At 72.4% G+C, this 25,954-nt stretch carries 22 protein-coding genes and 1 pseudogene; 16 read left to right on the forward strand and 7 right to left on the reverse strand.

From position 1 onward, the window contains the following. Nucleotides 1-55: 55 nt before the first annotated feature. Entirely contained in the window at nt 56-697 is a 642-nt protein-coding gene (locus ABT127_RS23625; protein WP_351453411.1) for an HAD family hydrolase, read from the reverse strand. 246 nt (nt 698-943) lie between these two features. Between ABT127_RS23625 and ABT127_RS23630 the strand changes: the two genes are divergently transcribed. The 7 genes and pseudogenes from ABT127_RS23630 (at nt 944) to ABT127_RS23660 (ending at nt 6,903) form a co-directional block, all read left to right on the forward strand. Further along, nucleotides 944-1,759, forward strand: a complete 816-nt coding sequence (locus ABT127_RS23630; protein WP_351453414.1) for an ABC transporter ATP-binding protein — start codon at nt 944-946, stop codon at nt 1,757-1,759. Nucleotides 1,760-1,899: 140 nt separating this feature from the next. Further along, nucleotides 1,900-2,715: an ABC transporter ATP-binding protein gene (locus ABT127_RS23635; RefSeq protein WP_351453417.1), complete on the forward strand. Its 816-nt coding sequence runs from the start codon at nt 1,900-1,902 to the stop codon at nt 2,713-2,715. Between the two features lie 3 nt (nt 2,716-2,718). Continuing rightward, entirely contained in the window at nt 2,719-4,065 is a 1,347-nt protein-coding gene (locus ABT127_RS23640; protein WP_351453418.1) for an FtsX-like permease family protein, read from the forward strand. Between the two features lie 103 nt (nt 4,066-4,168). Next, on the forward strand, nt 4,169-4,555 hold the full coding sequence (locus ABT127_RS23645) for a cell division protein SepF (RefSeq protein ID WP_111662468.1): 387 nt from the start codon (nt 4,169-4,171) through the stop codon (nt 4,553-4,555). 101 nt (nt 4,556-4,656) lie between these two features. Beyond that, on the forward strand, nt 4,657-5,829 hold the full coding sequence (locus ABT127_RS23650) for an AAA family ATPase (protein WP_351453421.1): 1,173 nt from the start codon (nt 4,657-4,659) through the stop codon (nt 5,827-5,829). After that, nucleotides 5,826-6,212, forward strand: a pseudogene (locus ABT127_RS23655) (nucleotide pyrophosphohydrolase); the annotation flags it as partial. The gene ABT127_RS23650 and the pseudogene ABT127_RS23655, both read left to right, overlap by 4 nt. Before the next feature lie 199 nt (nt 6,213-6,411). Beyond that, nucleotides 6,412-6,903: a DUF6099 family protein gene (locus tag ABT127_RS23660; RefSeq protein ID WP_351453427.1), complete on the forward strand. Its 492-nt coding sequence runs from the start codon at nt 6,412-6,414 to the stop codon at nt 6,901-6,903. A gap of 92 nt (nt 6,904-6,995) precedes the next feature. On the opposite strand, the gene ABT127_RS23665 is transcribed toward ABT127_RS23660, so the two are convergent. Together ABT127_RS23665 and ABT127_RS23670 are read right to left on the reverse strand one after the other, a co-directional pair. Then, entirely contained in the window at nt 6,996-7,184 is a 189-nt protein-coding gene (locus tag ABT127_RS23665; protein ID WP_351453430.1) for a hypothetical protein, read from the reverse strand. Nucleotides 7,185-7,441: 257 nt separating this feature from the next. Further along, on the reverse strand, nt 7,442-8,365 hold the full coding sequence (locus ABT127_RS23670) for an LLM class F420-dependent oxidoreductase (RefSeq protein WP_351453432.1): 924 nt from the start codon (nt 8,363-8,365) through the stop codon (nt 7,442-7,444). An 80-nt stretch (nt 8,366-8,445) separates the two neighbouring features. On the opposite strand from ABT127_RS23670, the gene ABT127_RS23675 reads away from it, so the two are divergent. The 3 genes from ABT127_RS23675 to ABT127_RS23685 all read left to right on the forward strand — a co-directional run bounded on the left by ABT127_RS23675 (nt 8,446) and on the right by ABT127_RS23685 (nt 13,787). Beyond that, complete coding sequence (locus ABT127_RS23675) at nt 8,446-9,900, forward strand: 3' terminal RNA ribose 2'-O-methyltransferase Hen1 (RefSeq protein WP_351453435.1); 1,455 nt, start codon at nt 8,446-8,448, stop codon at nt 9,898-9,900. Next, the gene (locus ABT127_RS23680) at nt 9,897-12,452 is read left to right on the forward strand and encodes a polynucleotide kinase-phosphatase (RefSeq protein ID WP_351453438.1); all 2,556 of its coding nucleotides are present in this window, start codon (nt 9,897-9,899) and stop codon (nt 12,450-12,452) included. Before ABT127_RS23675 ends, ABT127_RS23680 begins: the two co-directional genes overlap by 4 nt. 108 nt (nt 12,453-12,560) lie before the next feature. Further along, nucleotides 12,561-13,787: an arginine deiminase gene (locus ABT127_RS23685; protein WP_351453441.1), complete on the forward strand. Its 1,227-nt coding sequence runs from the start codon at nt 12,561-12,563 to the stop codon at nt 13,785-13,787. Nucleotides 13,788-13,802: 15 nt separating this feature from the next. Here ABT127_RS23685 and cynR read toward each other — a convergent pair whose 3' ends face one another. Next, nucleotides 13,803-14,708 (reverse strand): transcriptional regulator CynR, encoded by a 906-nt coding sequence (gene cynR, locus ABT127_RS23690; RefSeq protein WP_351453444.1) that lies wholly within the window; start codon nt 14,706-14,708, stop codon nt 13,803-13,805. Between the two features lie 136 nt (nt 14,709-14,844). On the opposite strand from cynR, the gene ABT127_RS23695 reads away from it, so the two are divergent. The 3 genes from ABT127_RS23695 to ABT127_RS23705 all read left to right on the forward strand — a co-directional run bounded on the left by ABT127_RS23695 (nt 14,845) and on the right by ABT127_RS23705 (nt 18,020). Beyond that, nucleotides 14,845-15,360 carry a nucleoside deaminase gene (locus tag ABT127_RS23695; protein WP_351453447.1) on the forward strand — a complete coding sequence of 172 codons (516 nt, stop codon included), beginning with the start codon at nt 14,845-14,847 and terminating at the stop codon, nt 15,358-15,360. Between the two features lie 81 nt (nt 15,361-15,441). Further along, a complete protein-coding gene (gene argF / locus ABT127_RS23700) occupies nt 15,442-16,458 on the forward strand; it encodes an ornithine carbamoyltransferase (protein ID WP_351453450.1) in 1,017 nt (338 codons plus the stop codon). Between the two features lie 140 nt (nt 16,459-16,598). After that, nucleotides 16,599-18,020 carry an amino acid permease gene (locus ABT127_RS23705; protein ID WP_351453453.1) on the forward strand — a complete coding sequence of 474 codons (1,422 nt, stop codon included), beginning with the start codon at nt 16,599-16,601 and terminating at the stop codon, nt 18,018-18,020. Here the strand turns inward: ABT127_RS23705 and ABT127_RS23710 are convergent. After that, a complete protein-coding gene (locus ABT127_RS23710) occupies nt 17,992-18,447 on the reverse strand; it encodes an ATP-binding protein (RefSeq protein WP_111662457.1) in 456 nt (151 codons plus the stop codon). The genes ABT127_RS23705 and ABT127_RS23710 overlap by 29 nt on opposite strands. Before the next feature lie 302 nt (nt 18,448-18,749). Between ABT127_RS23710 and ABT127_RS23715 the strand changes: the two genes are divergently transcribed. The 3 genes from ABT127_RS23715 to ABT127_RS23725 all read left to right on the forward strand — a co-directional run bounded on the left by ABT127_RS23715 (nt 18,750) and on the right by ABT127_RS23725 (nt 23,288). After that, nucleotides 18,750-19,580: an enoyl-CoA hydratase family protein gene (locus ABT127_RS23715; protein ID WP_351453456.1), complete on the forward strand. Its 831-nt coding sequence runs from the start codon at nt 18,750-18,752 to the stop codon at nt 19,578-19,580. A gap of 7 nt (nt 19,581-19,587) precedes the next feature. Continuing rightward, nucleotides 19,588-21,876 carry a bifunctional salicylyl-CoA 5-hydroxylase/oxidoreductase gene (locus ABT127_RS23720; RefSeq protein WP_351453459.1) on the forward strand — a complete coding sequence of 763 codons (2,289 nt, stop codon included), beginning with the start codon at nt 19,588-19,590 and terminating at the stop codon, nt 21,874-21,876. A gap of 182 nt (nt 21,877-22,058) precedes the next feature. After that, on the forward strand, nt 22,059-23,288 hold the full coding sequence (locus ABT127_RS23725) for a serine hydrolase domain-containing protein (protein ID WP_351453461.1): 1,230 nt from the start codon (nt 22,059-22,061) through the stop codon (nt 23,286-23,288). Nucleotides 23,289-23,477: 189 nt separating this feature from the next. Here ABT127_RS23725 and ABT127_RS23730 read toward each other — a convergent pair whose 3' ends face one another. Both ABT127_RS23730 and ABT127_RS23735 read right to left on the reverse strand, forming a co-directional pair. Beyond that, nucleotides 23,478-24,287 carry a PaaX family transcriptional regulator gene (locus ABT127_RS23730; RefSeq protein WP_351453464.1) on the reverse strand — a complete coding sequence of 270 codons (810 nt, stop codon included), beginning with the start codon at nt 24,285-24,287 and terminating at the stop codon, nt 23,478-23,480. Between the two features lie 4 nt (nt 24,288-24,291). Next, nucleotides 24,292-25,935 (reverse strand): AMP-binding protein, encoded by a 1,644-nt coding sequence (locus ABT127_RS23735; RefSeq protein WP_351453466.1) that lies wholly within the window; start codon nt 25,933-25,935, stop codon nt 24,292-24,294. Between the last annotated feature and the right edge of the window lie 19 nt (nt 25,936-25,954).

Raw genomic sequence — 25,954 nt, forward strand, 5'->3', positions numbered from 1 at the left:
GACACCCCGGGCGGCGGGGCGGTGCCGTGTCAGGGCGCGACGACGGCGGAGGGGATCACCCGAGCGCGGGCAGCGGTCCCAGCACGGCGCGCAGATCGGCCGGTTCGCGGTAGACGACACCGGTCATCCCGAGCGCGACCGCGGCCTCGACGTTCTCCTCGGTGTCGTCGACGAACAGACACCGGTCGAAGGAGACGCCCACGAGGGACGCGGCGATCTCGTAGATCTTCCGGTCCGGCTTGACCACGCCGAGCCGCGCGCTGCTGACGACATGGTCGGCGAGGTCGCTCAGCCCCATCGACGCCAGATCGTCCTCCAGGCGCACCGTCGCGTTCGTCACCAGGACCAGCGGCACCGCCGCCCGCACCCGCCGCAGCAGCGCCACGATCTCCGCGTCCGCCCGGAACGGCGAATCGGCGAGCGCCCGGCCGAGCTCCCGCGCCCGCTCCTCGGGCAGCCGCCCGGCGAACCCGGACACGATGGACTCCACCCACTGCCCGAGACCGATCTCGCCGCGCATCAGCGGCAGATCCACCTCGGGCGCGAACGCCACCCGCGCCGTGCGTCCCTCGTCCAGCCCGGCGGCCCGCTCCAGCTCCGCGAGACGGCTGCTGTCGTAGAACCGGATCACGTTGTCGACGTCGCAGAGCACGGCGTCGAAGGAGCGGTCGGTACCGGGGCGGGACGAGATCTTCACAGCCCCTGAATAGCACGCCGCACCGTCCCGGCTCCGGCCGGGCCCTAGGGAGGCGGGGAACTGCGCGACCGAATGTGTACTGGGTAGTTGGCCATGGCGTCCATGCTGCTCGGAAGGGGTGGGGCGGCGGCAGCGGCGGCCGGTTGAACCTGCCGTCCACCGACCGGGTCCACACCTCGGACGCCCCGACGGATATGTGCCCTCTGCAGCTACTCTGCGTCCGTACGCGAGGAACCGGGAGGCATCATGGGCAGCACGAGCGGGACGGGCGCGCGCGTCGTCGCCACCCTCGACGGCGCGAGCATGCGCCGCCTCACCACCGGCCAGGTCATCCTCGACGGCATCGACTGGAGCGTCCGCTCCGGCGAGCACTGGGCGCTGCTCGGCCCCAACGGCGCGGGCAAGACCAGCATCCTGCGCCTGGTCGGCGCGACCGCCTTCCCCACCACCGGCAGCGTCGAGGTCCTCGGCCACCGGCTCGGCCGCGTCGACGTGCGCGAACTGCGCGCCCACATCGGACACGTCTCCACCTCCCAGCGCGTCCCGCAGGACCTCACCGGCCACACCGTCGTCCTGACCGGCCACTCCGGCACCGTGCAGCCGCTCTGGAAGACGTACGACAGCGAGGTGCGCGACCGCGCCCACGAACTGCTCGCCGAACTCCAGATCAAGGACCTCGCCGACCGCCCGTACGGCGTCTGCTCCGGCGGCCAGCGCGCCCGCGTCCTCATCGCCCGCGCCCTGATGGCGAACCCGTCGCTGCTGCTGCTCGACGAGCCGTTCAACGCGCTCGACCTGCCCTCCCGCGAAGACCTCATCGACACCATGCGCCGGCTGGCCGACAACCGGCCCGAGCTCGCGACGGTCACCGTCACCCACCACCTCGAGGAACTGTCGCCCGCGATCAGCCACGCGCTGCTCCTGAAGGAGGGCCGGGTGCTCGCCCGGGGCACCGTCGAGGACGTGCTCACCGCCGACCGGATGACCGCCTGCTTCGGCCGCCCCATCGAGGTCACCCGCCACGCGGGCCGCTGGCTGGCCCGCTCGGGCGGACTTGTCTAGGCGAACGCCACCGTTCCCGGGGTGTACTCAGCACCACCCCGGTCCGGGCCGTACGCCCAGTGCCCCCGCGATCCGCCGTCCCTACCGTCGAGGACATCGACGACGAGGCGCGCGAGCGTCAGACGAGGGGATCGGCGGCCATGCGACAGCCACACGCACAGACACCTCACCGGGCCGAGGCGCTCCGCCTGGTGAAGGTCACCAAGACCTACGGCACCCGGGCGCACGGGGGGACCGGCGACGGTGAGGGAACGGCGATCCGCGCCCTCGACGACATCACCCTCTCCCTCCCCACCGGCACCTTCACCGCCGTGATGGGCCCCTCCGGCTCCGGCAAGTCCACGCTGCTGCACTGTGCCGCCGGACTCGACCGCCCCGACCAAGGCCTGGTCGTGGTCGACGGCGAGGAGATGACGGACTCCGCGAAGCCGCCGCGCGGCGAGGCCGCGCTCACCCGGTTCCGCCGCACCCGCATCGGCTTCGTCTTCCAGCAGTACAACCTGCTGCCGACGCTCACCGTCGCCCAGAACACGGTCCTGCCGCTCAGGCTCGCGGGCCGCCGCGTGGACCGGGCCCGGGTCGAGCGGACCCTCGCCGCCGTCGGCCTCGGCGACCGGCTCGGCCACCGCCCCGACCAGCTCTCCGGCGGCCAGCGCCAGCGCGTGGCGATCGCCCGCGCCCTGGTCACCGAACCGTCGGTGATCTTCGCGGACGAGCCGACCGGCGCCCTCGACACCCGCAGCGCCCGGGACGTGCTCGGCCTGCTCAGGGACGTGGTGCGCATCCACGGCAGGACGGTGGTCATGGTGACCCACGACCCGCTCGCCGCGTCGTACGCCGACGCGGTCCAGTTCCTCGCGGACGGACGGCTCGCCGGACACCTGAAGGCGCCCACGGCCGACGCGGTCGCCGAACGCCTCGCCCACCTCGGCGACGACCTGCCGGCGGGGGTGTGAGCGATGTTCACGACCCTCGGCCTCGCGGCCCGTTCCGTACGGCAGCGCCCCGGCCGCTTCCTCGCGACCCTCCTGTCCGCCTTCCTCGGCGCGGCGATCATCATGACCTTCAACGCGATGCACGACACGGCGGCGGGCAACGGCGTCGACAGCACCAGCGCCGACACCCTCACCACGGCGGCCAGCGTCGTCGGCGGCTACGGCACTCTGCTCGTCTTCTTCGCGGTCGCCTCCACGTTGACGGTCAACGTCCGTCAACGTACCGACGAGATGAGCCTGTTGCGCACCGCGGGCGCGACCCCGGGCCAGATCAAGCGCATGGTCGTCGGCGAGTCCGTCGCGGTCGCCCTCGCCGGAGCCGTCCTGGCCGTCGGCCCGGCCGCACTCGGCGGCGCCGTCCTGCTCGGCGTGTTCAAGGACAGCGGCCAGGTCGCCGGCTCCGTCGACTACGCCTTCGGGCCCATCGCGCTTCTGTCCGGCGTCGGCGTCACGCTCCTCGCCGCGGCGGGCGCCGCGTTCCTGGCCGTGCGCCGGGTCACCGGGGAAGCGGCGGGAATCCGGCACGGCAGGCGCGGGACACGGACGTTCATGTCCTGGTCGGCGCTCGTCCTGGGCCTGGTGTCGGTCTGCTCCACGTTCGCGATGAAGGCCACGGACGCCGCCCTCATGGCCGCGCCCGCCTACGGCGCGATCCTCCTCTCCGTGGGCCTCGCCCTCGTCTCGGCCGGCCTGCTGAGCACCGTTCTCGGCCGGGCCGAACCGCTCCTGACCGCCCTCACCGGCGCGAGCGGCTACCTGGGCGTGCGGAACCTGCGACAGCGGGCGTCCCAACTGTCCGGAGTCCTGGTTCCGTTGATCCTGTTCACCGCCATGGCCACCGCGACGCTGTACATGCAGGCCGTCGAGAACGACACGATCAAGGCATCGGGGTTGACCAGGTCAACAGAGGACAAGAACCTTGAGACGCTCAACCTGACCGTGGTCGGCATCATCGTCGTGTTCGCCTGCGTCATGCTGATCAACTCGCTGTACGCGGCCACGGCCGCCCGGGTGCGGGAGTTCGGCCAGCAGCGCCTCGCCGGCGCGACCCCGGCGCAGATCCTGGGAACCGTCGCGGTGGAAGGCGCCGTCCTGACCGTCACCGGAGTGTTCTTCGGCACATTGGCGGCACTCGCCGGCCTCCTTCCGTTCACCGCCGTACGCACCGACGGGCTCCTCCCGGACCGGGGCCCCGGCATCTGGATCACGGTCGTGGCCATTGCGGGGGCGGCCACCATGGTCACCGGCCTCCTCACCGCGTGGCGGGCCCTGCGGGTCCCGGCGGTCGACGCGGTCGCCCTGGCCGCGTGAGCGGAAGCGGCACTGCCCCGTGTCGGTGTTGGGCCAAGCGGGTGACATGACGTAAGAATTGGTCGGTGCAGACAACAGTGCGAGCCCGGACGGGGTGGGGGCAGTGAACAGCCACGACGTCACCGACGAACAATGGGAAGGGCTCGCCCAGGTCGTACCGCTGCGCAGCCGCAACGAGTGGCCGTCGGCGGTCGACCATCGGGCGATGCCGGATGTGGACACCGAACCGCGCCGCCGCTTCGTCGTGCTGCGGGTGAACGTCTTCGGCGACGCCCGCGAGGTCGCCGAGACCGTCATGTCCGGCATTCCGGTCCTGCTCGACCTGAGCGGCTCCGAGCCCGAAGTCGCCAAGCGGGTCCTCGACTTCAGCAGCGGCGTCGTGCTCGGCCTCGGCTGCGGCATGCACCGCGTCGACCGCAACGTGTTCCTGCTCGCCCCGCCCGGCACCGAGGTCCAGGGTCTCGTGGCGGGCGCGGGCGCACTGTCCTGAGCGCGCGTCGACGGGCAATCCCGTTCGGCATAATCGCTCGATCGTAGGAAGGTCACCGGGGACGAACGGTTCTGCGGTGCCGGTCCGCCTACGTTCACCTCATGACCGTGCTCCAGCGGGGCGCGCCCCCGTTACCTCCCGGCGCGTCCTCCGGCCGCCCGCGCGTGACCGAGCTGCGGCTCTCGGCCTTCGCCCGCCATCGCGGCGTCACCGTCCCTCTCGGCCCGTTCACCGCGCTGACCGGCCCCAGCGGCAGCGGCAAGAGCAGCGTGCTGCGGGCCCTCGACGCCCTCGCCCGGCTGGGCGGCGGTGCGCACCTCGCGGAGGTGTTCCCCGACCCGCGGGCCCACGTGCCCGAGCGGGCGCGGCCCGACGCGCAGCGCCGCCGCGGCTTCCGCATCGGCTGCACCGTCGAGGGCCCCGTCGGACCCGTCCGGCTCGACCTCGCCGTCCAGGCCGAGCCCGAACTGCGCGTCGTCGGCGAGCGGCTCACGGGCCCCGGCGTCGTCTACCTGGAGACCGCCCTGCGCGATCCGGGCCGCCGCGACGTCCAGGCCGCCTGGCACACCGCCGGATCGGTGCCGGTGACCCGGGGCCCGCTCCCCGACGACCTGCTCGGCACGGCCCTGCTCCCGCTGCGCGTCGCCGGGCGCACCGAGGGGCAGCTCCAGGTGCTCGCCGCGGCGGAACAGGTGGTGGTCGGGCTCCGCTCGGCGTTCGCCTGCGACCCCGACCCCGCCCGGATGCGGGCCCCGGCGCCGTCCCGCGCCGACCGGCTGCTCGGCGGCTGCGACAATCTGGCGGCCGTGCTGCGCCGCACCCACAGCGAGTGCGGCAACCGGCACGCGCTGCTGGTCGCCGCCGCGCGGGCGGGCCTCGCCGGACCCGTCCTCGACGTCTTCGCCGAACCGGCGGGCCGGGACGGCACGGTCCGCGCGTTCATCGATCGCGGCGACGGTCTGCGGACCCCCGTCGAGCGGCTCGCGGACGGCGAGTTGCGCTACCTCGCCCTCGCGCTCGTCCTGCTCACCGGCCCCCAGGTCCTGGAGGTCGACGCCGCGGCCGAGGTGCCGGAGGCGTATCAGACCCTGACCATCGCGGCGGACGGCTTCGACCGCGGCCTCGACCCGGCCCAGAGCACCGAACTCACCGCGCTCGCCGCCCGGATGTGCGCCCGCGGCCACATCCGGCTCGTCGCCGCGGTGGGCCAGGGGGCGAGTGCGGAACGGGAGGCGAGGGCGCACGGAGCGACGGTGGTAGACCTGGAACCGTGACAGACGCACAGAACCATGGGGCCGCTCTTCCGGCCGGCGGCGGCGACCTCGACGTCGCCGCCCTGCAGAACCGCCTCGCCCGCTTCGCCGCCGCCCGCGACTGGCAGCCCTTCCACACCCCGAAGAACTTGGCCACGGCGCTCAGCGTCGAGGCGTCCGAACTCGTCGAGATCTTCCAGTGGCTGACCCCCGAGCAGTCGGCCCGGGTGATGGACGACCCGGAGTCGGCGCACCGGGTCCGCGACGAGGTGGCCGACGTCCTCGCGTATCTGCTGCAACTGTGCGAGGTGCTCGGCGTCGACGCGCTCGCCGCACTGGCGGCGAAGATCGACCGCAACGAGTCCCGGTTCCCGGTTCCGGGGGACCAAGGGGACCAAGGGGAGGCGGGGGATCAAGGGGAGGCGAGGGATCAAGGGCGGTCGAGGGAGCCGGAAAAGGGAATCCGTCACTCTCCGGAGTCATAGAAATATCCACAGCGGATTACTTCTCCACAGATTTCGGGCCTCCCCTGGCTTTTCACCTCACGACCCCTCACTCTGGGTAGTGGACAAGGGAGTTCGGGCGTGACAGGTGGAGGCGCGGATGGAAGCGGTGCGGCTCATCGGGGTCGGCCGACGGGCCTTGGCGGACAGCCAGGACGCGCCGGACATCATGAGGGAGGCGTGGCAGGCACAGGCGCTGGCGCAGGCGATCGGCAGCCGGCTCGCCATGCTGGGGCCACTGGAGCTGAGAGGAGAGGCGCTGGGTCTCTGTGAGGCAGGAGCGCGGGGCAGTGGCGGATCGGCGGTCCCGGTGGTGGGGGCCGGCGGGATACGGGCGGCGCAGCTGACCGAACTGGGCAATGTGCGCGGGGCGTTGATCGATCTCGGCGCGCTGCTCGGCGATGTGGGGATCGCGCTCGTCGCGGTGGCGAGCGAGTCGTTCGAGGAGGGGGCCTATTGGCAGTGCATGGAAGCCATCGACGCGGCGGACGAGTCACGGGACCGCGTCCTGGAGATACTCCGACGCCTCCCGGAGCGGAACAGCCGCCTCGCGGACCCCGGTCCGGAGCCCGGCTCCGACTCGGCGGCCTGACCGGGAGCGCACCCGCAGCAGCGGCGCCCCCGGCACGGCGCTCCCCGCGGGCTGCCGGGGGAGCGCGGTGATCGCCTCGGCGGGCGGCTGCCTCAGAGGTCGTCGGCGGCCGGACGCGAGGCGCCCGGGGGCTGTTGGAGGTCGGCGTCGAGCTGCGACAGATCGGCGTTGAGCGCCGCCATCAGCTCCTCCATCTGCTGCAGCAGACCCTTGGGTGCCCCCTGCTGCTCCGGCACGTTCGTATCGTGCGCGGCCTGCTCGGGCACTGCTTCCTGGGACATGACGGCCTCCTCGGCCTTTGCCTTCCCCGCGGAGGGGAGGCAGCTGACGCAAGTGACGCGCGGCAGCGACCGCCGGCGCGGGGGCCGGGCGGTCCGGCTCCGCCCGAGCCAACGATCATCGGGCGGGCCGAGTCACTGCGGCGGGACCGCCCCGCACCACGGGTTGACGCAATTTCACCCGACAGGGGCCGTGGGGCGGGACCGGGCGACAGCGGAGTTGACGTCCCGCCGAGGGAAGGTGGTCAGCGAGAAGGAGGTCAGGAGAGGTGCGGGGCCACCTCGGAGGCGATCAGCTCCAGGTGGTCGAGGTCGTCCAGGTCGAGCATCTGCAGATACATCCGCTGCGAGCCGACGGCCTGGTAGGCGGCGATGCGTTCCAGGACCTCCGCGGGGGAGCCGGCGAGCCCGTTCGCCTTCAGCTCGTCGACGTCCCGCCCGATCGCGTCCGCGCGCCGCTTCACCTCGGCGTCGTCGCGGCCCACGCAGATGACGAGAGCATTGGAGTAGACGAGGGAGTCCGCCGCCCGCCCGTACTCGACGGCGGCGGCCCCGACCCGCTTGAACTGCGCCTCACTGTCGGCGACGGAGGCGAACGGGATGTTGAACTCGGTGGCGAACCGGGCCGCGAGCGCCGGCGTCTTCTTGGCGCCGTGGCCCCCGACGAGGACCGGCACCCGCGCCTGGGCGGGCTTGGGCAGCGCGGGGGAGTCCTTCAGCTGGTAGTAGGTGCCGTCGAAGGTGAAGCGCTGGCCGACCGGCGTCTCCCACAGCCCGGTCACGATGGCCAGCTGCTCCTCCAGCCGCCCGAACTTCTCCTTCGGGAAGGGAATGCCGTACGCGGCGTGCTCCTCGGCGTACCAGCCGGAGCCGAGCCCCAGCTCGACCCGGCCGCCCGACATCTCGTCGACCTGGGCGACCTGGATGGCGAGGACACCGGGCAGCCGGAAGGTGCCGGCGGTCATCAGGGTGCCCAGGCGGATCCGTCGCGTCTCGCGGGCCAGACCGGCCAGCGTCGTCCAGGCGTCCGTGGGGCCGGGCAGACCGTCGGCGGATCCCATGTGGAGGTAATGGTCCGAGCGGAAGAAAGCGTCGAAGTTCAGCTCCTCGGCCGTCTGCGCGACGCGGAGCAGCGTCTCGTAGGTGGCACCCTGCTGCGGTTCGGTGAAAACTCGAAGATCCATACAGCCATGATGCCCGGGGCCGGGCCGCGCGAGGGAAAACTCGCTGGTCGCCGTGGCGGGCGCCGGGGAGACTGGGTGGCGTGTTCCTGACGATCAGTACCACCGGTACCCGTGAACGCCCCGCGACCGACCTCGGTTTCCTGCTGCACAAGCATCCCGACAACGCACAGGCGTTCTCCACCTCCTACGGCACCGCGCACGTCCTCTACCCCGAGGCGAGCGCGGAGCGGTGCACGGCCGCGCTGCTGCTCGAAGTGGATCCGGTGGCGCTGGTGCGCCGCGGCAAGAAGAACAACACCGCCGACGCGGCGCTCGCGCAGTATGTGAACGACCGGCCCTACGCCGCCTCGTCGCTGCTCGCCGTGGCGCTCAGCACGGTTTTCTCCAGCGCGCTGCGCGGGGTGTGCAAGGCGCGTCCCGAGCGGGCCGAGGAGCCGTTGCCGCTGCGCGTCGAGGTGCCCGCGCTGCCCGCGCGCGGCGGCCCGGACCTCGTACGGAAGCTGTTCGAGCCGCTCGGGTGGGCCGTCGAGGTGGAGCGCGTCGGGCTCGACGACCGGTTCCCCGAGTGGGGCGAATCGCGGTACGTGCGCCTCGTCCTGGAGGGGGAGCTGCGGCTCGCGCAGGCGCTGCGGCACCTGTACGTGCTGCTGCCGGTGCTCGACGACGCCAAGCACTACTGGGTCTCCGCCGACGAGGTCGACAAGCTGCTGCGCGCGGGGGAGGGCTGGCTGGCCGACCACCCCGAGCAGCGCCTGATCACCAGCCGGTACCTGTCGCGCCGCTGGTCGCTGACCCGCCAGGCGATGCAGCGGCTCGAACTGGTGCGGCTCGCGGACGCCGACGACACGGACGTCGAGGAGATCGACAACGCCGTGGACGAGTCGACCGACACCGAGGAGAAGCCGGTGCCGCTCGCGGTGCGGCGCCGCGAGGCGATCCTCGACGCGCTGCGCGACTCCGGCGCGGCCCGGGTGCTCGATCTGGGCTGCGGACAGGGCCAGTTGGTGCAGGAGCTGCTCAAGGACGTGCGGTTCACCGAGATCGTGGGGCTCGACGTGTCCGTGCGCGCCCTCACCATCGCCGCGCGACGGCTCCGGCTGGAGCGCATGGGGGAGCGGCAGGCCGCGCGCGTGCAGCTCGTCCAGGGGTCGCTCGCCTACACCGACAAGCGGCTCAAGGGGTACGACGCGGCGGTGCTCAGCGAGGTGATCGAGCACCTCGACCTGCCGCGGCTGCCCGCCCTCGAGTACGCGGTGTTCGGCTCCGCGCGGCCCCGCACCGTGCTCGTGACGACGCCGAACGTCGAGTACAACGTCCGTTGGGAGACCCTGCCCGCCGGGCACGTCCGGCACGGTGACCACCGGTTCGAGTGGACACGCGAGGAGTTCCGCACCTGGGCGGAGCGCGTGGCGGGGCGGCACGGGTACGACGTGCGGTACGTGCCGGTGGGACCCGACGACCCCGAGGTGGGGCCGCCCACCCAGATGGCCGTTTTCACGGTACGAGAGACAGCGGAGAAGGAGGCGGCGGCATGACCGACAGCGAGAACACGGGGCGCGTGCTGCCCGTCACCGACCTCTCCCTGGTCGTCCTGATCGGCGCGTCCGGTTCGGGCAAGTCCACGTTCGCGCGGGCCCACTTCAAGCCGACCGAGGTCATCTCCAGCGACTTCTGCCGCGGCCTCGTCGCCGACGACGAGAACGACCAGAGCGCCAGCCGCGACGCCTTCGACGTGCTGCACTACATCGCGGGCAAGCGCCTGGAGGCCGGCCGCCTCACGGTGGTCGACGCGACGAACGTGCAGCAGGACGCCCGCCGTCAGCTCGTCGACCTCGCGCGGAAGTACGACGTGCTGCCGATCGCCGTCGTGCTCGACGTGCCGGAGGAGGTGTGCGCCGCGCGCAACGCGGAGCGGACCGACCGGGCCGACATACCGCGCCGCGTCATCACCCGGCACACCCGCGAACTGCGCCGCTCGCTGCGGCACCTGGAGCGGGAGGGATTCCGGAAGGTGCACGTCCTGCGGGGCGCGGACGAGGTGGCGCGGGCCGCTGTCGTGCGCGAGAAGCGGTTCAACGACCTGACCCACCTCACCGGACCGTTCGACATCATCGGCGACATCCACGGCTGCGCGAGCGAGCTGGAGACGCTGCTCGGCAAGCTGGGGTACGCCGACGGGGCGCACCCGGAGGGCCGCACGGCGGTGTTCGTCGGCGACCTCGTCGACCGCGGGCCCGACACCCCCGGTGTGCTGCGCCGGGTGATGGGGATGGTGAAGGCCGGCACCGCGCTGTGCGTGCCCGGCAACCACGAGAACAAGCTGGAGCGCTGGCTCAAGGGCGCGCAGGTCCAGCACACCCACGGCCTCGCCGAGACCGTCGAGCAGATGGGCGGGGAGAGCGAGGAGTTCCGGGCCGAGGTGCGGGAGTTCGTGCGCGGACTCGTCAGCCACTACGTCCTCGACGGCGGCAGACTGGTCGTGTGCCACGCGGGCCTGCCCGAGAAGTACCACGGGCGGACCTCGGGGCGGGTGCGTTCGCACGCGCTGTACGGGGAGACGACGGGCGAGACCGACGAGTTCGGGCTGCCCGTGCGCTACCCGTGGGCGGAGGACTACCGCGGCAGGGCGGCGGTGGTCTACGGCCACACCCCGGTCCCGACCGCGACCTGGCTGAACAACACCATCTGCCTCGACACCGGTGCCGTCTTCGGCGGCCGGCTCACCGCGCTGCGCTGGCCGGAGCGCGAGCTGGTCGACGTACCGGCGGAGCGGGTCTGGTACGAGCCGGCCAGGCCGCTGGCCACGGAGGCGCCCGGCGGACACGAGGGCCGGCCGCTGGACCTCGCCGACGTCCGGGGGCGCCGGACCGTGGAGACCCGGCACGGCGGCCGGATCACGGTGCGCGAGGAGAACGCGGCGGCGGCGCTGGAGGTCATGAGCCGCTTCGCGGTCGACCCGCGGCTCGTGCCGTACCTGCCGCCGACCATGGCGCCGACGGCGACCTCGCAGCTGGAGGGGTACCTGGAGCACCCTGCCGAGGCGTTCGCCCAGTACGCGGCCGACGGCGTGGCCCGGGTCGTGTGCGAGGAGAAGCACATGGGCTCGCGGGCCGTGGCCCTGGTCTGCCGGGACGCGACGGTGGCGCACGAGCGGTTCGGCGTCGCCGAGGGCGGCACGGCGGTGACGGGCGCGCTCTACACCCGTACCGGACGGCCGTTCTTCGACAGCGCCGAGATGACGGAGGCGTTGCTCGGGCGGGTACGGGACGCCGTCACGGCGGCCGGGCTCTGGGACGCGCTCGACACCGACTGGGTGCTGCTCGACGCGGAGTTGATGCCGTGGTCGCTGAAGGCGTCCGGGCTGCTGCGTTCGCAGTACGCGGCGGTGGGCGCGGCCGCCGGGGCCGTGTTCCCGGACGTGCTGGGCGCGCTGGAGGGCGCGGCCGGGCGCGGGGTCGACGTGGGCGGTCTCCTCGACCGGCAGCGGGAGCGGGCGGCCGACGCCGCCGCGTTCACGGACGCCTACCGGCGCTACTGCTGGACCACGGACGGGCTGGAGGGGGTGCGGCTCGCGCCGTTCCAGGTCCTCGCCGTGCGCGGCCGGTCTCTGGCCGCGCTGCCGCACGACGAGCAGCTCGCGCTCGTCGACCGGATGGTCGAGCACGACACGAGCGGGCTGCTGCGGACGACGCGACGGCTCCACGTCGACACCGGGGACCCGGAGTCGGTGCGGGCCGGCGTCGACTGGTGGCTGGAGATGACCGGGCGCGGCGGCGAGGGCATGGTCGTCAAGCCGGTCGGGGCACTGGTGCGCGACGAGAAGGGGCGGCTGGTGCAGCCCGGGATCAAGTGCCGGGGGCGCGAGTACCTGCGGATCATCTACGGCCCGGAGTACACGCGCCCGGAGAACCTGGCCACGCTGCGCCGGCGCTCCCTCGGGCACAAGCGGTCGCTTGCGGCGCGGGAGTTCGCGCTGGGGGTGGAGGGGCTGGAGCGGCTGGCCGACGGGGAGCCGCTGTGGCGCGTGCACGAGGCGGTCTTCGCGGTTCTCGCCCTGGAGTCGGAGCCGGTCGACCCCCGCCTGTGACCGGCTGCGGGCCGGTGGCCGCTTCTCGCGCAGTTCCCCGCGCCTCCGGAACGAGCTTCGCTCGCCCAGGGGCGCGGGGAACTGGGCTTCCCGGGGAAGGATGGCTTCATGGGATTTCACGTCGACTCCGAGGCCGGGCGGCTGCGCCGCGTGATTCTGCACCGGCCCGATCTGGAGCTGAAGCGGCTCACGCCCAGCAACAAGGACCAGTTGCTCTTCGACGACGTGCTCTGGGTGCGCAGGGCGCGCCAGGAGCACGACGGGTTCGCCGACGTGCTGCGCGACCGGGGCGTCACGGTGCACCTCTTCGGCGACCTGCTCACGGAGTCGCTCGCCGAGGAGGCGGCCCGCACACGCGTCCTGGACCGCGTCTTCGACGAGAAGGAGTACGGCCCGCTCGCCACCGACCCGCTCCGCGCCGCCTTCGAGGCGCTGCCCGCGCACGAACTGGCCGAGGCGCTGATCGGCGGGATGACCAAGCGGGAGTTCCTGGCCGGACACCCGGAGCCGACGTCCGTCCGCTTCCACGTGATGGACCTCGACGACTTCCTGCTCGCGCCGCTGCCCAACCACCTCTTCACCCGTGACACCTCGGCCTGGATCTACGACGGGGTGTCGGTGAACGCGATGCGCTGGCCGGCCCGGCAGCGCGAGACGGTGCACTTCGAGGCGATCTACCGGCACCATCCGCTGTTCCGGGACGAGAGATTCCAGGTCTGGTCCGAGGGACAGGCCGACTACCCGTCCACCATCGAGGGCGGCGACGTACTCGTCATCGGTGAGGGCGCCGTCCTCATCGGCATGAGCGAGCGGACCACCCCGCAGGCCGTCGAGATGCTCGCGCACAAGCTGTTCGCGGCGGGCTCGGCCCGCACCATCGTCGCGCTGGACATGCCGAAGCGGCGGGCCTTCATGCACCTGGACACCGTGATGACGATGGTGGACGGGGACACGTTCACGCAGTACGCGGGCCTCGGCATGCTGCGCTCGTACACCATCGAACCGGGCACCTCCGGACGGGAGTTGAAGGTCACCGACCATCCGCCGGAGCACATGCACCGGGCCATCGCGGCGGCTCTCGGCCTCAGCGGCATCCGGGTCCTGACCGCCACCCAGGACGTGCACGCCGCCGAGCGCGAGCAGTGGGACGACGGGTGCAACGTGCTGGCCGTCGAGCCGGGTGTCGTCGTCGCCTACGAGCGGAACGCGACCACGAACACCTTCCTGCGCAAGCAGGGCATCGAGGTCATCGAGATTCCGGGCAGTGAGCTGGGCCGGGGCCGGGGCGGTCCGCGCTGCATGAGCTGTCCGGTGGAGCGGGACCCGGTCGGCTGAGCCGCGGGCCGGGGCTCAGCCCGGCCCGGCGGGCGGCAGCCCCCGTTCCGTCACCTGCGTGCGCAGCAGCGCCGTGAACGCCCGTACGGCCGCCGAGCGGTGGCCGCCGGAGCGGGTGAGAAGCGCCGCCGTGCGGTGCGGCAGCGGCGGGCGCAGGGGCGCCTGGGAGAGCCCCGGCCGGTCCAGGGTCACGGCGTCGGGGAGCACGGTGGCCAGCGTCCCGCTCCGTACGATCTCCAGGAGGGCCAGCGCCGAGTCGGCCTCGACGACGACCCGGGGCGCCACCCCCTGCTCGGAGAAGTAGGCGTCGATCCGGGCGCGGGTCGCGAAGTCGCCGGCGAGCAGCGCGAGGTCCCGGCCCGCCAGCTCGGCCACCGGCAGCGGCGCGGAACCGGCCCCGGCGCCCGTAACCACGCCGAGCGTCTCGGTGAACAGCGGCTCGGCCGTGACACCGGGCACCGCCGCGCCGGTGAAACCGATGCCCGCGTCCAGCTCGTCGGTGATCAGCCCCTCCGAGATGCGCTCCTGCGTCGCCTCCCGGACGGTCAGGTCGAGCCCGGGGTGCCGGGTGTGCAGGGCGGCCATGAGCGGTCCGACGAGGTATGCCGTGAAGGTGGGCGTGACCGCGAGCCGCAGCCGCCCGCGCGAGAGGTCCTGCACGTCGCGCAGGGCCGCGTCGGCGGCGGCGATCTCGCGCAGCGCCCGCCGTGCGTGATCGGCGTAGACCTCGCCCGCGTCGGTGGGGCGCACGGTGCGTCCGGACCGGTCGAGCAGAGGCTGCCCCACGGACCGCTCCAGCGCCCGGATCTGCTGCGACAGGGTGGGCTGGGAGACGTGCAGCGCCTCGGCCGCCCGGGTGAAGCCGCCGTGTTCGACGACGGCCAGGAGATAGCGCAGGTGCCGCAGTTCCACAGGAGCCATGCGACGAGCCTAGCGCCGGGTATAGCTGTCATCTATAGGAGACATCGGCAGTGCGTCTTGGACGCTATAGGTGCAGTTCAGCCAGGCTGGGTAGCAGTTCGGCAGAAGCCGAGAACACATCGACCGGAGGTATCTCATGGACTTCGTCCAGCGCACCATCGACCTGGCCCGCGCCAACGTCCTGGACGGCGGCCGCCCCTTCGCCACCGTCGTCGTCAAGGACGGCGAGATCATCGCGGAGCGCGCCAACCAGGTCGCCCAGACCCACGACCCGACGGCCCACGCCGAGGTGCTGGCCGTCCGTGACGCGTGCGTGCGGCTCGGCACCGAGCACCTGACCGGCACCACGATCTACGTCCTGGCGCAGCCGTGCCCGATGTGCCTGGGCGCGCTCTACTACTGCTCGCCCGACGAGGTCGTCTTCGTCACCACCCGGGACGCCTACGAGCCGCACTACGTGGACGACCGCAAGTACTTCGAACTGGGCACGTTCTACGACGAGTTCGCCAAGCCGTGGCAGGAGCGCAGGCTGCCGATGCGGCACGAGCCGCGCGAGAACGCCGTGGACGTCTACCGCCTGTGGCAGGACCGCAACGGCGGCGACCGCCGGGTCCCCGGTGCCCCGGTGAGCGATCACGGTACGCAAGGCTGAATATAAATGTGGAACATCGTATAGACTTCCATCGTCCTGTTGTTCCCTTCCCTGTACCCGAGCCTTCCTCAGGAGCGCCCCATGGCGACGACCGCCCGCCCCGACCTCGCAGGCCGCCACTTCCTGAAGGAGGTGGACTTCAGCGCGCAGGAGTTCCGCGGTCTGGTCGAGCTGGCCGCCGAGCTGAAGGCCGCCAAGAAGGCGGGCGCCGAGACGCAGTACCTCAAGGGGAAGAACATCGCGCTGATCTTCGAGAAGGCGTCGACCCGGACCCGCTGTTCGTTCGAGGTCGCGGCCGCCGACCAGGGTGCATCGACGACGTACATCGACCCGACCGGCTCGCACATCGGCAAGAAGGAGTCGAGCAAGGACACCGCGCGCGTCCTCGGCCGGATGTTCGATGCCATCGAGTTCCGCGGGGACGAGCAGGAGATCGTCGAGACGCTCGCCGAGTTCTCCGGCGTGCCGGTCTACAACGGCCTGACCGACGACTGGCACCCGACCCAGATGCTCGCCGACGTGCTGACGATGACCGAGCACAGCGACAAGCCGCTGAACGAGATCGTCTTCTCCTACCTCGGCGACGCCCGCTTCAACATGGGCAACTCCTACCTCGTCACCGGCGCCCTGCTCGGCATGGACGTGCGGATCGTCGCGCCCAAGGCCTACTGGCCCGCCGCGGAGATCGTCGCGCAGGCCGAGCGGCTCGCCGGGGCGAGCGGCGCGCGCATCACGCTCACCGAGTCCGTCGCCGACGGGGTCGCCGGAGCGGACTTCGTCGTCACCGACGTCTGGGTCTCCATGGGTGAGCCCGAGGAGGTCTGGGACGAGCGGATCAAGGCGCTCACGCCGTACGCCGTCACCATGGACGTGCTGCGCGCGACGGGCAACGCGGACGTGAAGTTCCTGCACTGCCTGCCCGCCTTCCACGACCTGGGTACCAAGGTCGGCCGCGAGATCCACGCCAGGTACGGTCTGGAGTCCCTGGAGGTCACCGACGAGGTCTTCGAGTCGGCGCACTCCGTCGTCTTCGACGAGGCCGAGAACCGGATGCACACCATCAAGGCCGTCATGGTCGCCACGCTCGGCCGCCCGTGACCGACGGGACACACGCTCTGTAACACCTCGAAAACCGCACATATCTGTTCACACTGATGGGGCCGGAACACCCTCTCCGGTCCCATCGGCATGCGGCACACCCCCGCCGCACCCGCACCACCGGAAAAGAGCACCACCCCATGCGCATCAAGTCGCCCGAATCCCTCATCGCCGAATCGGGCGCCGACCTCGAAGGCCACGGCCTCAAGCGCACCATGGGGCTCTTCCAGCTCGTGTGCTTCGGGGTCGGCGCGGTCGTCGGCACGGGGATCTTCGTCGGACTGTCCGACACGGTCGCCGAGGCCGGACCGGCCGTCATCATCTCCTTCGTGCTCGCCGCGATCACCTGCGTCTTCACGGCGTTCTCGTTCGCCGAGCTGGGCGGCGCGATCCCGGTCTCCGGCTCCTCGTACTCGTTCGCCTACGCGACCCTCGGCGAGCGCGTCGCCTTCCTCGTCGGCTGGTGCCTGCTCCTGGAGTACGGCGTCTCGGTGTCCGCCGTGGCCGTCGGCTGGAGCCAGTACCTCAACGAACTGCTGGACAGCCTCTTCGGATGGCAGCTGCCCGCCGCCCTGTCCGCGGGCCCGTCCGACGGCGGTGTCCTCAACCTGCCCGCCGTCGTCGTCCTGCTGATGGCCGCGGCGCTGCTCGTGCGCGGCATCCGGGAGAGCGCGACGGCCACCGCGGCGATGGCCGTGCTGAAGATCGGCGTCCTGATCGCGTTCTGCGCCATCGCGTTCACCGCGTTCGAGGACCACAACCTGACCCCGTTCCTCGCCCACGGCGTCGGCGGCGTCACCTCGGGTGCCTCGCTGGCCTTCTTCTCGTACATCGGCTTCGACGCGGTCACCACCGCCGGCGAGGAAGTGAAGAACCCCCGGCGCAACATCCCGCTCGCGATCATGATCTGCATCGGCATCGTCACGCTGCTCTACTGCGCGGTCGCCGTCGCGGCCATCGGCGCGCTCGGCTCGGACGCCGTCGGCAACAAGCCCGCCGCGCTCTCCCTCGTCGTCGACGACGTCACCCACTCCGGCGTCGGCGGCGGGATCATCGCCTTCGGTGCGGTCGTCGCCATCGCGTCCGTCGTGCTCGCGGTGATGTACGGACAGACCCGGATCCTGATGTCGATGTCCCGCGACGGGCTGATCCCGCGCGTCTTCGAGCGGGTCTCGCCGACGACGTCGACGCCGGTGCGGGGCACCTGGATCGTGGCGGTCGTCTTCGCGGTCCCGGCCGCGTTCTCCTCGCTGGACGCCGTGGTGAACCTGACGACCATCGGCACGCTCGCCACCATGGTCGCCGTCAACGTCGCGGTCGTCGCCCTGCGCCGCTCGCACCCCGGCCTGAAGCGCTCGTTCCGGGTGCCGCTGTACCCGCTCAGCCCGGCCCTGGGCGTCGTCTTCTGCCTCTACCTGATCTGGGGCACGGGCTGGACGACCTGGGTGCAGTTCGCGGTGTTCCTCGCCGTCGGCGTGCTGGTCTACGCCCTCTACGGACGGAAGAACTCGCGGCTCGGCGCGGGCGCGGAGCCTACGCCTCGGACGGGGGCCGCTGCCTAGGCACCGCGGGAAGCGTGAACCACACCGCCTTGCCGGACTCGGTCGGGCGGTGCCCGCACGAGGAGGACAGGGTGCGGATCAGGAGCAGGCCGCGGCCGTGCTCCTGCCACGGGTCGGGCTCCTCGGCGTCGTCCGGATTGGTGAGGTCCGCGGGCGGCGCCGGGTCGGCGTCGTGCACCTCGACCTGACAGCCGGTCTCCAGAAGCTCCACCACCAGCTCGATGGGGGCGTCGCCCGCGGTGTGCTCCACCGCGTTCGCCACCAGCTCGGCCGTGAGCAGCTCCGCGGTGTCCATGTCGGCGGCCGGCGAGTCGATCTCGGTCAGCGCGGTACGGACGAGGGCGCGCGCCACCGGCACGGCGGCGGCCGTGTGGGGCAGGGCTATGCGCCACGACGTGGGCGTGGAGGGCCCGGGGGGAGGAGTCAAGGCGGGTCCTGAGGGGCGGGTGGGAGCGGATCGGGCGGGACGGGTGCCGGGGGATGCTGCGTGGGGTGGCCGTCCTGCGTTCAACCTTATGAATGGTACGGCGTGCGTCGATAGAGGCTCCCGGTGGTCTTCCTCGGGACATTGGGCTCTATGAGCTGAACTGTTCCTTATTCCGTCCGCCGTCCCGGCTCCTCCAGGGCGTGCCGTCGCCGTATCGCGTTCTGATGACGACGGTCACGAAGCGGTGATATCTTCGGGGGACAGTCGTCGGAGCACGCCTGCCCGCAGGAGGCCGTACGCGCATGAGTCCCTTCACCGGCTCCGCCCCCCGCACCGAGACCTGGCACCACCTCGCGTACGCCGTGGACGCGCACGGCGTCGCCACCGTCACCCTCGCCCGGCCCGAGAAGCTCAACGCGCTCACCTTCGGCGCCTACGCCGATCTGCGCGATCTGCTCGCCGAGCTGTCCCGGGAGCGAGCCGTCCGCGCCCTGGTCCTGACCGGCGAGGGCCGCGGCTTCTGCTCCGGCGGCGACGTCGACGAGATCATCGGCGCCACCCTCGCCATGGACACCGCGCGGCTGCTCGACTTCAACCGGATGACGGGGCAGGTGGTGCGCGCCGTGCGCGAGGCGCCGTTCCCCGTGATCGCCGCCGTGCACGGGGTCGCCGCGGGCGCCGGCGCGGTGCTCGCGCTCGCCGCCGACTTCCGGGTCGCCGACCCCAGCGCCCGCTTCGCGTTCCTGTTCACCAAGGTCGGACTGTCCGGCGGCGACATGGGCGCCGCCTATCTGCTGCCCCGCGTCGTCGGCCTCGGCCACGCCACCCGGCTGCTGATGCTCGGCGACGCGGTGCGCGCCCCGGAGGCCGAGCGGATCGGCCTCGTCAGCGAGCTGACCGACGAGGGCCGGGCCGACGCGACGGCCCTCGCCCTCGCCCACCGGCTCGCCGCGGGACCCGCACTCGCCCACGCCCAGACCAAGGCGCTGCTCACCGCCGAGCTGGACATGCCGCTCGGCGCGGCGGTCGAGCTGGACGCCGCCACCCAGGCCCTGCTGATGACCGGCGAGGACTACGCCGAGTTCCACGCCGCCTTCACCGAGAAGCGCCCGCCCGCGTGGCAGGGGAAGTGAGGCCCGCGTGACCACGTGTGCGCAGAAGATCGCCGTCATCGGCGGCGGTCCCGGCGGCCTGTACGCGGCCGCGCTCCTCAAGCGGCTCGACCCGGACCGCGAGATCACGCTCTGGGAGCGCAACGCGCCGGACGACACCTTCGGCTTCGGCGTCGTCCTGTCCGACGAGACCCTCGGCGGCATCGAGCACGCCGACCCGGTCGTGTACGCGGCGCTGCGGGACGAGTTCGTGCGCTGGGACGACATCGACATCGTGCACCGGGGCGTGCGGCACACCTCCGGCGGCCACGGTTTCGCCGCGCTCGGCAGGCGCCGCCTCCTGGAGATACTCCAGGGCCGCTGCCGCCGGCTCGGCGTCGAGCTGCGCTTCCGCACCCAGGCCCCGCCCCTGGACCGGCTGTGCGCCGAGTACGACCTGGTGGTCGCCGCCGACGGGGTGCGCAGCGCGACCCGCACCGCCCGCGCCGACGCCTTCGGCCCGCACATCGAGGAGCATCGCAACCGCTACATCTGGCTCGCCGCCGACGTCGCCCTCGACGCGTTCCGCTTCGAGATCGCGGAGACCGGGCACGGGGTGATGCAGCTGCACGCGTACCCGTACAGCGACAGCGAGTCGACGGTCATCGTCGAGATGCGGGACGAGGTGTGGCGGGCCTCGGGACTCGCCGGCCTGGAGGTGCGGGAGTCCGTCGCGGCCTGCGCGAAGATCTTCGCCGACGCGCTCGGCGGACGCGCCCCGAAGGTCGGCAACTCCTCCTGGCTCACCTTCCGCACCGTCGTCAACGACCACTGGTCGCACGGCAATTGCGTACTGATCGGCGACGCCGCCCACACCGCGCACTTCTCCATCGGATCCGGCACCAAGCTCGCCGTCGAGGACGCCCTCGCCCTCGCCGCGTGCCTGGGCGAACACCCCACCACGAGCGCCGCGTTGCAGGCGTACGAGGCCGAGCGGCGGCCCGTCGTCACCTCCACCCAGCGCGCCGCGCGCGCCAGCCTGACGTGGTTCGAGGACCTGCCGCGCTATCTGGACCAGCCCCCGCGCCAGTTCGCGTTCAACCTGCTCACCCGCAGCCGCCGGGTCACCCATGACAATCTGCGGCTGCGCGACGCCCGCTTCACCGATGCGGTGGAGCGCGAGTTCGGCTGCCCCGAGGGCACCCCGCCGATGTTCACGCCGTTCCGGCTGGGCGGACTGCGGCTGCGCAACCGCGTCGTGGTCTCCCCGATGGACATGTACGTGGCCGAGGACGGCGTGCCCGGCGACTTCCATCTGGTCCACCTCGGCGCGCGGGCGCTCGGCGGGGCGGGCCTGATCATGACGGAGATGGTCTGCGTCAGCCCCGAGGGCCGCATCACCCCGGGCTGCGCCGGTCTCTACACCGCCGAACAGGCTGCGGCCTGGCGGCGGATCACCGAGTTCGTGCACACCAGGGCGCCCGGCGCCGCGATCGGCGTCCAGCTCGGCCACTCCGGCCGCAAGGGCTCGACCCGCCTGATGTGGGAGGGCATCGACGAACCGCTGCCCGACCCGGCGGACAACTGGCCCCTGGTGGCGGCGTCCCCGATCCCGTACAAGGCGGGAAGCCAGACCCCGGCGGAACTCACCCCCGCTCAACTGGCCGACATCACCGCGCAGTTCGTCTCGGCGGCCCGGCGAGCCGCCGACGCGGGCTTCGACCTCCTCGAACTGCACTGCGCGCACGGCTATCTGCTGTCCGGCTTCCTGTCCCCGCTGACGAACCGGCGCGACGACGCCTACGGAGGCTCCCTGGAGGCGCGACTGAGGTACCCCTTGGAGGTCTTCGACGCGGTGCGCGAGGTGTGGCCGGACGACCGGCCCCTGACCGTACGGATCTCCGCGACGGACTGGGCCGAGGGCGGGACGACCGCCGAGGACGCGGTCGCGATCGCCCGGGCCTTCGCCGCGCACGGCGCCGCCGCGATCGACGTCTCCACCGGCCAGGTCGTCGCCGACGAGCGACCGGCGTACGGGCGCTCCTACCAGGTGCCGTACGCCGACCGGATCCGCGGCGAGACCGGCGTCCCCGTGATCTCCGTCGGCGCGATCTCCTCCTGGGACGACGTCAACTCCCTTGTCCTGGCGGGCCGTACGGACCTGTGCGCGCTCGCCCGCCCGCACCTGTACGACCCGCACTGGACCCTGCACGCGGCGGCCGAACAGGGCTACGCGGGAGAGGGGGCCGGATGGCCCGACCCGTACCGGGCGGGCAGCAGACCACCCCGCACCGGCCGCCTCGACGCCCCCAAACCCCGGCTGGTGCTGCCGAGTTGATTTCTTCGGGGTGAGCGTTCATCACGCCTCATTGCAATGACGTCTTCTTAACTCGCCTTTATTCGGCAGGTGTTGACGAAATTGATCGTTGACGACTTTGTGAACGCAATGTAGCTTTCGGGCGTTCGACGAATCCTGGCCATGTGCACGGGCGCCGACGGCGGCGCAGGGGGAGTTACGTGATGGGACAGAACAGCGGCGGTTTCTCCAAAGCGGGACTGCGCAAGGTGCACGACGTGCTGGCGCGGAGCGTCGACACGGGCCGGATCCCCGGCGTGGTCGCGCTGTTCGGCCGCGGGGACGAGACGCACGTCGAGACGATCGGCACGATGCGCCACGACGGCGGCGACCCCATGCGCCGGGACACCATTTTCCGGATGGCCTCGACCTCCAAGCCGCTGTCGATCTCGGCGGCCATGGTCCTGCTCGACGAGTGCCGCATCCACCTCGACGACCCGGTGGAGCAGTGGCTTCCCGAGCTCGCCGACCGCCGGGTGCTGCGGACGATCGACAGCCCGCTCGACGACACCGTGCCGGCCCGCCGCCCGATCACCGTCCGGGACGTGCTGACCTCCACGTTCGGCCTCGGCATGGATATGACCGTGATCGGCACCCCGGTCATGAACGCGGTCTTCGAGCAGGGCATCACCCCGAACCTGCCGGAGCCGATGCCCGAGCAGGACGAGTGGATGCGCCGCCTGGGCACCCTCCCGCTGATGTACCAGCCCGGCGAGCGCTGGCAGTACCAGATCGCCAGCGACCTGGCCGGGGTGCTCGTCTCCCGGGTCACGGGCCGGTCCTACGAGTCGTTCCTGCGCGAGCGGATCCTCGAACCGCTGGGCATGAAGGACACCGGGTTCCACGTCCCGCAGGACCAGCTGCACCGGCTGCCCCCGCTGTACGCGCCCGACCCTGCGACCGGTGAGTTCCACGTGTGGGACGAGGCCGCGACCGGCCGCCACAGCACGCCCCCGGCGTTCCAGGGCGGCGGCGGTGGGCTGAACTCCACGGCCGACGACTACCACGCCTACTTCAGGATGCTGCTGGCCGGGGGCGTGCACGACGGGGAGCGGATCCTGTCCCGGCCCGCCGTCGAACTCATGACGACGAACCGGCTCACTCCCGAACAGCAGGCCGCACGTCAGGAGCTGGCTCTCGACAACGTGCACATCTCCTTCGGCCAGGGCCAGCACGGCGGCTGGGGCCTGGGCATGGCGGTGCGCACCTACCGCGGCGACTACGCGCCCGTCGGCCAGTTCGGCTGGGACGGCGGCAGCGGCACCTCGACCTACGCCGACCCGGTCAACGGGATCGTCGGCATCCTGCTCACCCAGGTCGGCGCCTCCGCGCCCTACTCGATCCACCTGATGCACGACTTCTGGACCACGCTGTACCAGGCCCTCGACGACTGACGGTCCGCGAACGCCGTGCGTCAGCGCGGCGGCTCCGCCTTCCCCGCGGTCGTTCGCCGTCAAGCGATGCGCCGGTCCCGGCGACGCGATGAAGACCGGCTACGTCTTCGGCGCCGGCGTCCGCTGTCCGCGCTGCACTGGTTCCCTCAGTGCCCCTTCACGAAGTGCGCGTCACTTGCGGCCATCTGTTCACGCGGCATTCACGAAGCGGGCCGCGGCGGTGTGCAGCCGCTCGTGCAGCGCCCGGAACACCGCGGCCGAGCGCAGCCCCGGCCACTGCGCGGGCAGCAGCTCGGACGGCAGCCCGGGATCCGCGTACGGCAGGTGCCGCCAGGAGTCGAGGGCGAGCAGATGGTCCCGGTAGGCCGCCATCGGCGGGGTGTCCGCGCGCGCCTCCCAGGCCCGCAGCACCGGCTCGTGCTCGTCGAGGAACGCCTCGTGCAGCTTGGCCAGCGCCGCCAGGTCCCACCAGCGGGCCACCGCGTCGGCCGTCGCGGTGAAGCCCAGGTGCTCGCCGGTGAACAGCTCCACGTACCCGGCGCAGCCGGCCCGCTCCAGCGTGTGCCGGGCCTCCGCGTACAGCCCCGCGGGCGCCAGCCACACCCCGGGCGCCGCCGTGCCGAAGCCGAGCCCGGCCAGGGTGGAGCGCAGGACGTGCCGCTTGGCGCGCTCGGACTCCGGGACGGAGAACACGGCGAGCACCCAGCCGGCCTCGCCCGTGGCGCCCCCGTACACCCGGCGGTCGCCGTCGTCGAGGAGCTGCCGGGCGTCGTCCGACAGGGCGTAACCGGCGGCCCCGTCGGCCGTGCGCGCGGGCAGCAGCAGGCCGCGCCGCTTCAGCCGGGAGACCGCCGAGCGCACCGACGGCGCGTCGACCCCGGCCGCGCCGAGCAGCCGGATCAGTTCGGCGACCGGGACCGGTCCGGGGAAGCCGCGCCCGTGGGCGCCGTACAGGGTGACGATCAACGACCGGGGCGTATGCGGGGTCTGCTCGGACACGTGATCACTGTACGGTTCCGGGCGCGCGCAGCCGGAACCGCTGGAGCTTCCCCGTGGCCGTGCGCGGCAGCGCGTCCAGGAACACCACCTCGCGCGGGCACTTGTACGGCACCAGCTCGGCCTTCACGAACTCCCTGAGCGCCGCGGCGCCGCGATCGTCCCGCCGCGCCCCCGCCCGCAGCACCACGTACGCGACCGCGATCTGGCCCCGCGTGTCGTCGGGCCGCCCGACGACGGCCGCCTCCGTCACGTCGGGGTGGCGCAGCAGCGCGTCCTCGACCTCGGGGCCCGCGATGTTGTACCCGGCGGAGATGATCATGTCGTCGGCGCGGGCCACGTACCGGAAGTAGCCGTCGGGCTCGCGCACGTAGGTGTCGCCCGTGATGTTCCAGCCGTGCCGCACGTACGTGCCCTGCCGCGGGTCGGTGAGATACCGGCAGCCGACGGGCCCGCGCACGGCGAGCAGCCCCGGCTCCCCGTCCGGCAGGCCGCTGCCCGCCTCGTCGACCACGCGCGCCTCCCAGCCCGGCACGGGCACCCCGGTCGTGCCCGGCCGGACGGCCTCGTCGGCGGCCGAGATGAAGATGTGCAGCAGCTCGGTCGCGCCGATGCCGTTGATGACGCGCAGCCCCGTCGCCTCGTGCCAGGCGTGCCAGGTGGCGGCGGGCAGGTTCTCCCCGGCGGAGACGCAGCGACGCAGCGAGGTGAGGTCGTACGAGGACCAGGACGGATCCGCGAGCATCGCCCGGTAGGCCGTCGGCGCGGTGAACAGCACCGACACCCGGTGCTCGGCCACGGCCGCCAACAGCCTTGGTGCGCCCGCCTGTTCGAGCAGCAGCGCGGACGCCCCGGCGCGCAGCGGGAAGACCACGAGTCCGCCGAGCCCGAAGGTGAAGCCGAGTGGCGGGCTGCCCGCGAAGACGTCGTCCGGCGTGGGTGCGAGGACGTGCCGGGAGAAGGTGTCGGCGATCGCGAGCACGTCCCGGTGGAAGTGCAGGCACCCCTTGGGCCGGCCGGTCGTGCCGGAGGTGAAGGCGATCAGCGCGACATCGTCGGCGGAGGTGCGCACGGCCTCGTACGCGGACGGTTTCCCGGCCGCGCGGCGCAGCAGGTCGTCCGGGCCGTCCCCGTCGAACGCCGTGATCCGCAGCCCCGGCACCTCCGCCTTCGCCAGATCGTCGACGGACCGCGCGTCGCACAGCGCGTGCCGGACCTGCGCGATCTCGCACATCGTGGCCAGCTCGGCCGCCCGCGCCTGGGCGAGCACGGTCACCGCGACGCCGCCCGCCTTCATGACGGCGAGCCAGCAGGCCGCGAGGTGCGGGGTGGTGGGGCCGCGCAGCAGGACGCGGTTGCCGGGGACGACGCCCAGATCGTCGGTGAGGACGTGCGCGATACGGTCGACGGTTGCTCTCAACTCGCCGTAGGTCCAGGGGAGATGGCCGGGGGAGTGGAAGGCGGGGCGGTCCGCGCCGAACCGCTCCACGGTCGCGTCCAGCAGTTCGGCGCCGCAGTTCAGGACGTCGGGGTAGCGCAGTTCGGGCCGGTCCAGAAGGAGACCCGGCCACTGCTCGGGGGGTGGTAGATGGTCGCGCGCGAAGGTGTCGACGTGCCCCGAGGGGAGAAGTGAGCCGGGCGGGTGGGTCATGGCCGGGTGCCCCCTTGCC

It is taken from the genome of Streptomyces sp. NPDC001904 (assembly GCF_040297005.1).
Taxonomy (GTDB): Bacteria; Actinomycetota; Actinomycetes; order Streptomycetales; family Streptomycetaceae; genus Streptomyces.

What these genes read in the sequence shown, in the direction of transcription:
- ABT127_RS23630 (WP_351453414.1), top strand. Translation starts at nt 944, where the DNA reads ATGGGCAGCACGAGCGGGACGGGCGCGCGCGTCGTCGCCACCCTCGAC.
- ABT127_RS23640 (WP_351453418.1), top strand. Translation starts at nt 2,719, where the DNA reads ATGTTCACGACCCTCGGCCTCGCGGCCCGTTCCGTACGGCAGCGCCCC.
- ABT127_RS23635 (WP_351453417.1), top strand. Translation starts at nt 1,900, where the DNA reads ATGCGACAGCCACACGCACAGACACCTCACCGGGCCGAGGCGCTCCGC.
- ABT127_RS23725 (WP_351453461.1), top strand. Translation starts at nt 22,059, where the DNA reads ATGGGACAGAACAGCGGCGGTTTCTCCAAAGCGGGACTGCGCAAGGTG.
- ABT127_RS23660 (WP_351453427.1), top strand. Translation starts at nt 6,412, where the DNA reads ATGGAAGCGGTGCGGCTCATCGGGGTCGGCCGACGGGCCTTGGCGGAC.
- ABT127_RS23680 (WP_351453438.1), top strand. Translation starts at nt 9,897, where the DNA reads ATGACCGACAGCGAGAACACGGGGCGCGTGCTGCCCGTCACCGACCTC.
- ABT127_RS23715 (WP_351453456.1), top strand. Translation starts at nt 18,750, where the DNA reads ATGAGTCCCTTCACCGGCTCCGCCCCCCGCACCGAGACCTGGCACCAC.
- cynR (WP_351453444.1), bottom strand. Translation starts at nt 14,708, where the DNA reads ATGGCTCCTGTGGAACTGCGGCACCTGCGCTATCTCCTGGCCGTCGTC.
- argF (WP_351453450.1), top strand. Translation starts at nt 15,442, where the DNA reads ATGGCGACGACCGCCCGCCCCGACCTCGCAGGCCGCCACTTCCTGAAG.
- ABT127_RS23670 (WP_351453432.1), bottom strand. Translation starts at nt 8,365, where the DNA reads ATGGATCTTCGAGTTTTCACCGAACCGCAGCAGGGTGCCACCTACGAG.
- ABT127_RS23735 (WP_351453466.1), bottom strand. Translation starts at nt 25,935, where the DNA reads ATGACCCACCCGCCCGGCTCACTTCTCCCCTCGGGGCACGTCGACACC.
- ABT127_RS23650 (WP_351453421.1), top strand. Translation starts at nt 4,657, where the DNA reads ATGACCGTGCTCCAGCGGGGCGCGCCCCCGTTACCTCCCGGCGCGTCC.
- ABT127_RS23665 (WP_351453430.1), bottom strand. Translation starts at nt 7,184, where the DNA reads ATGTCCCAGGAAGCAGTGCCCGAGCAGGCCGCGCACGATACGAACGTG.
- ABT127_RS23705 (WP_351453453.1), top strand. Translation starts at nt 16,599, where the DNA reads ATGCGCATCAAGTCGCCCGAATCCCTCATCGCCGAATCGGGCGCCGAC.
- ABT127_RS23685 (WP_351453441.1), top strand. Translation starts at nt 12,561, where the DNA reads ATGGGATTTCACGTCGACTCCGAGGCCGGGCGGCTGCGCCGCGTGATT.
- ABT127_RS23695 (WP_351453447.1), top strand. Translation starts at nt 14,845, where the DNA reads ATGGACTTCGTCCAGCGCACCATCGACCTGGCCCGCGCCAACGTCCTG.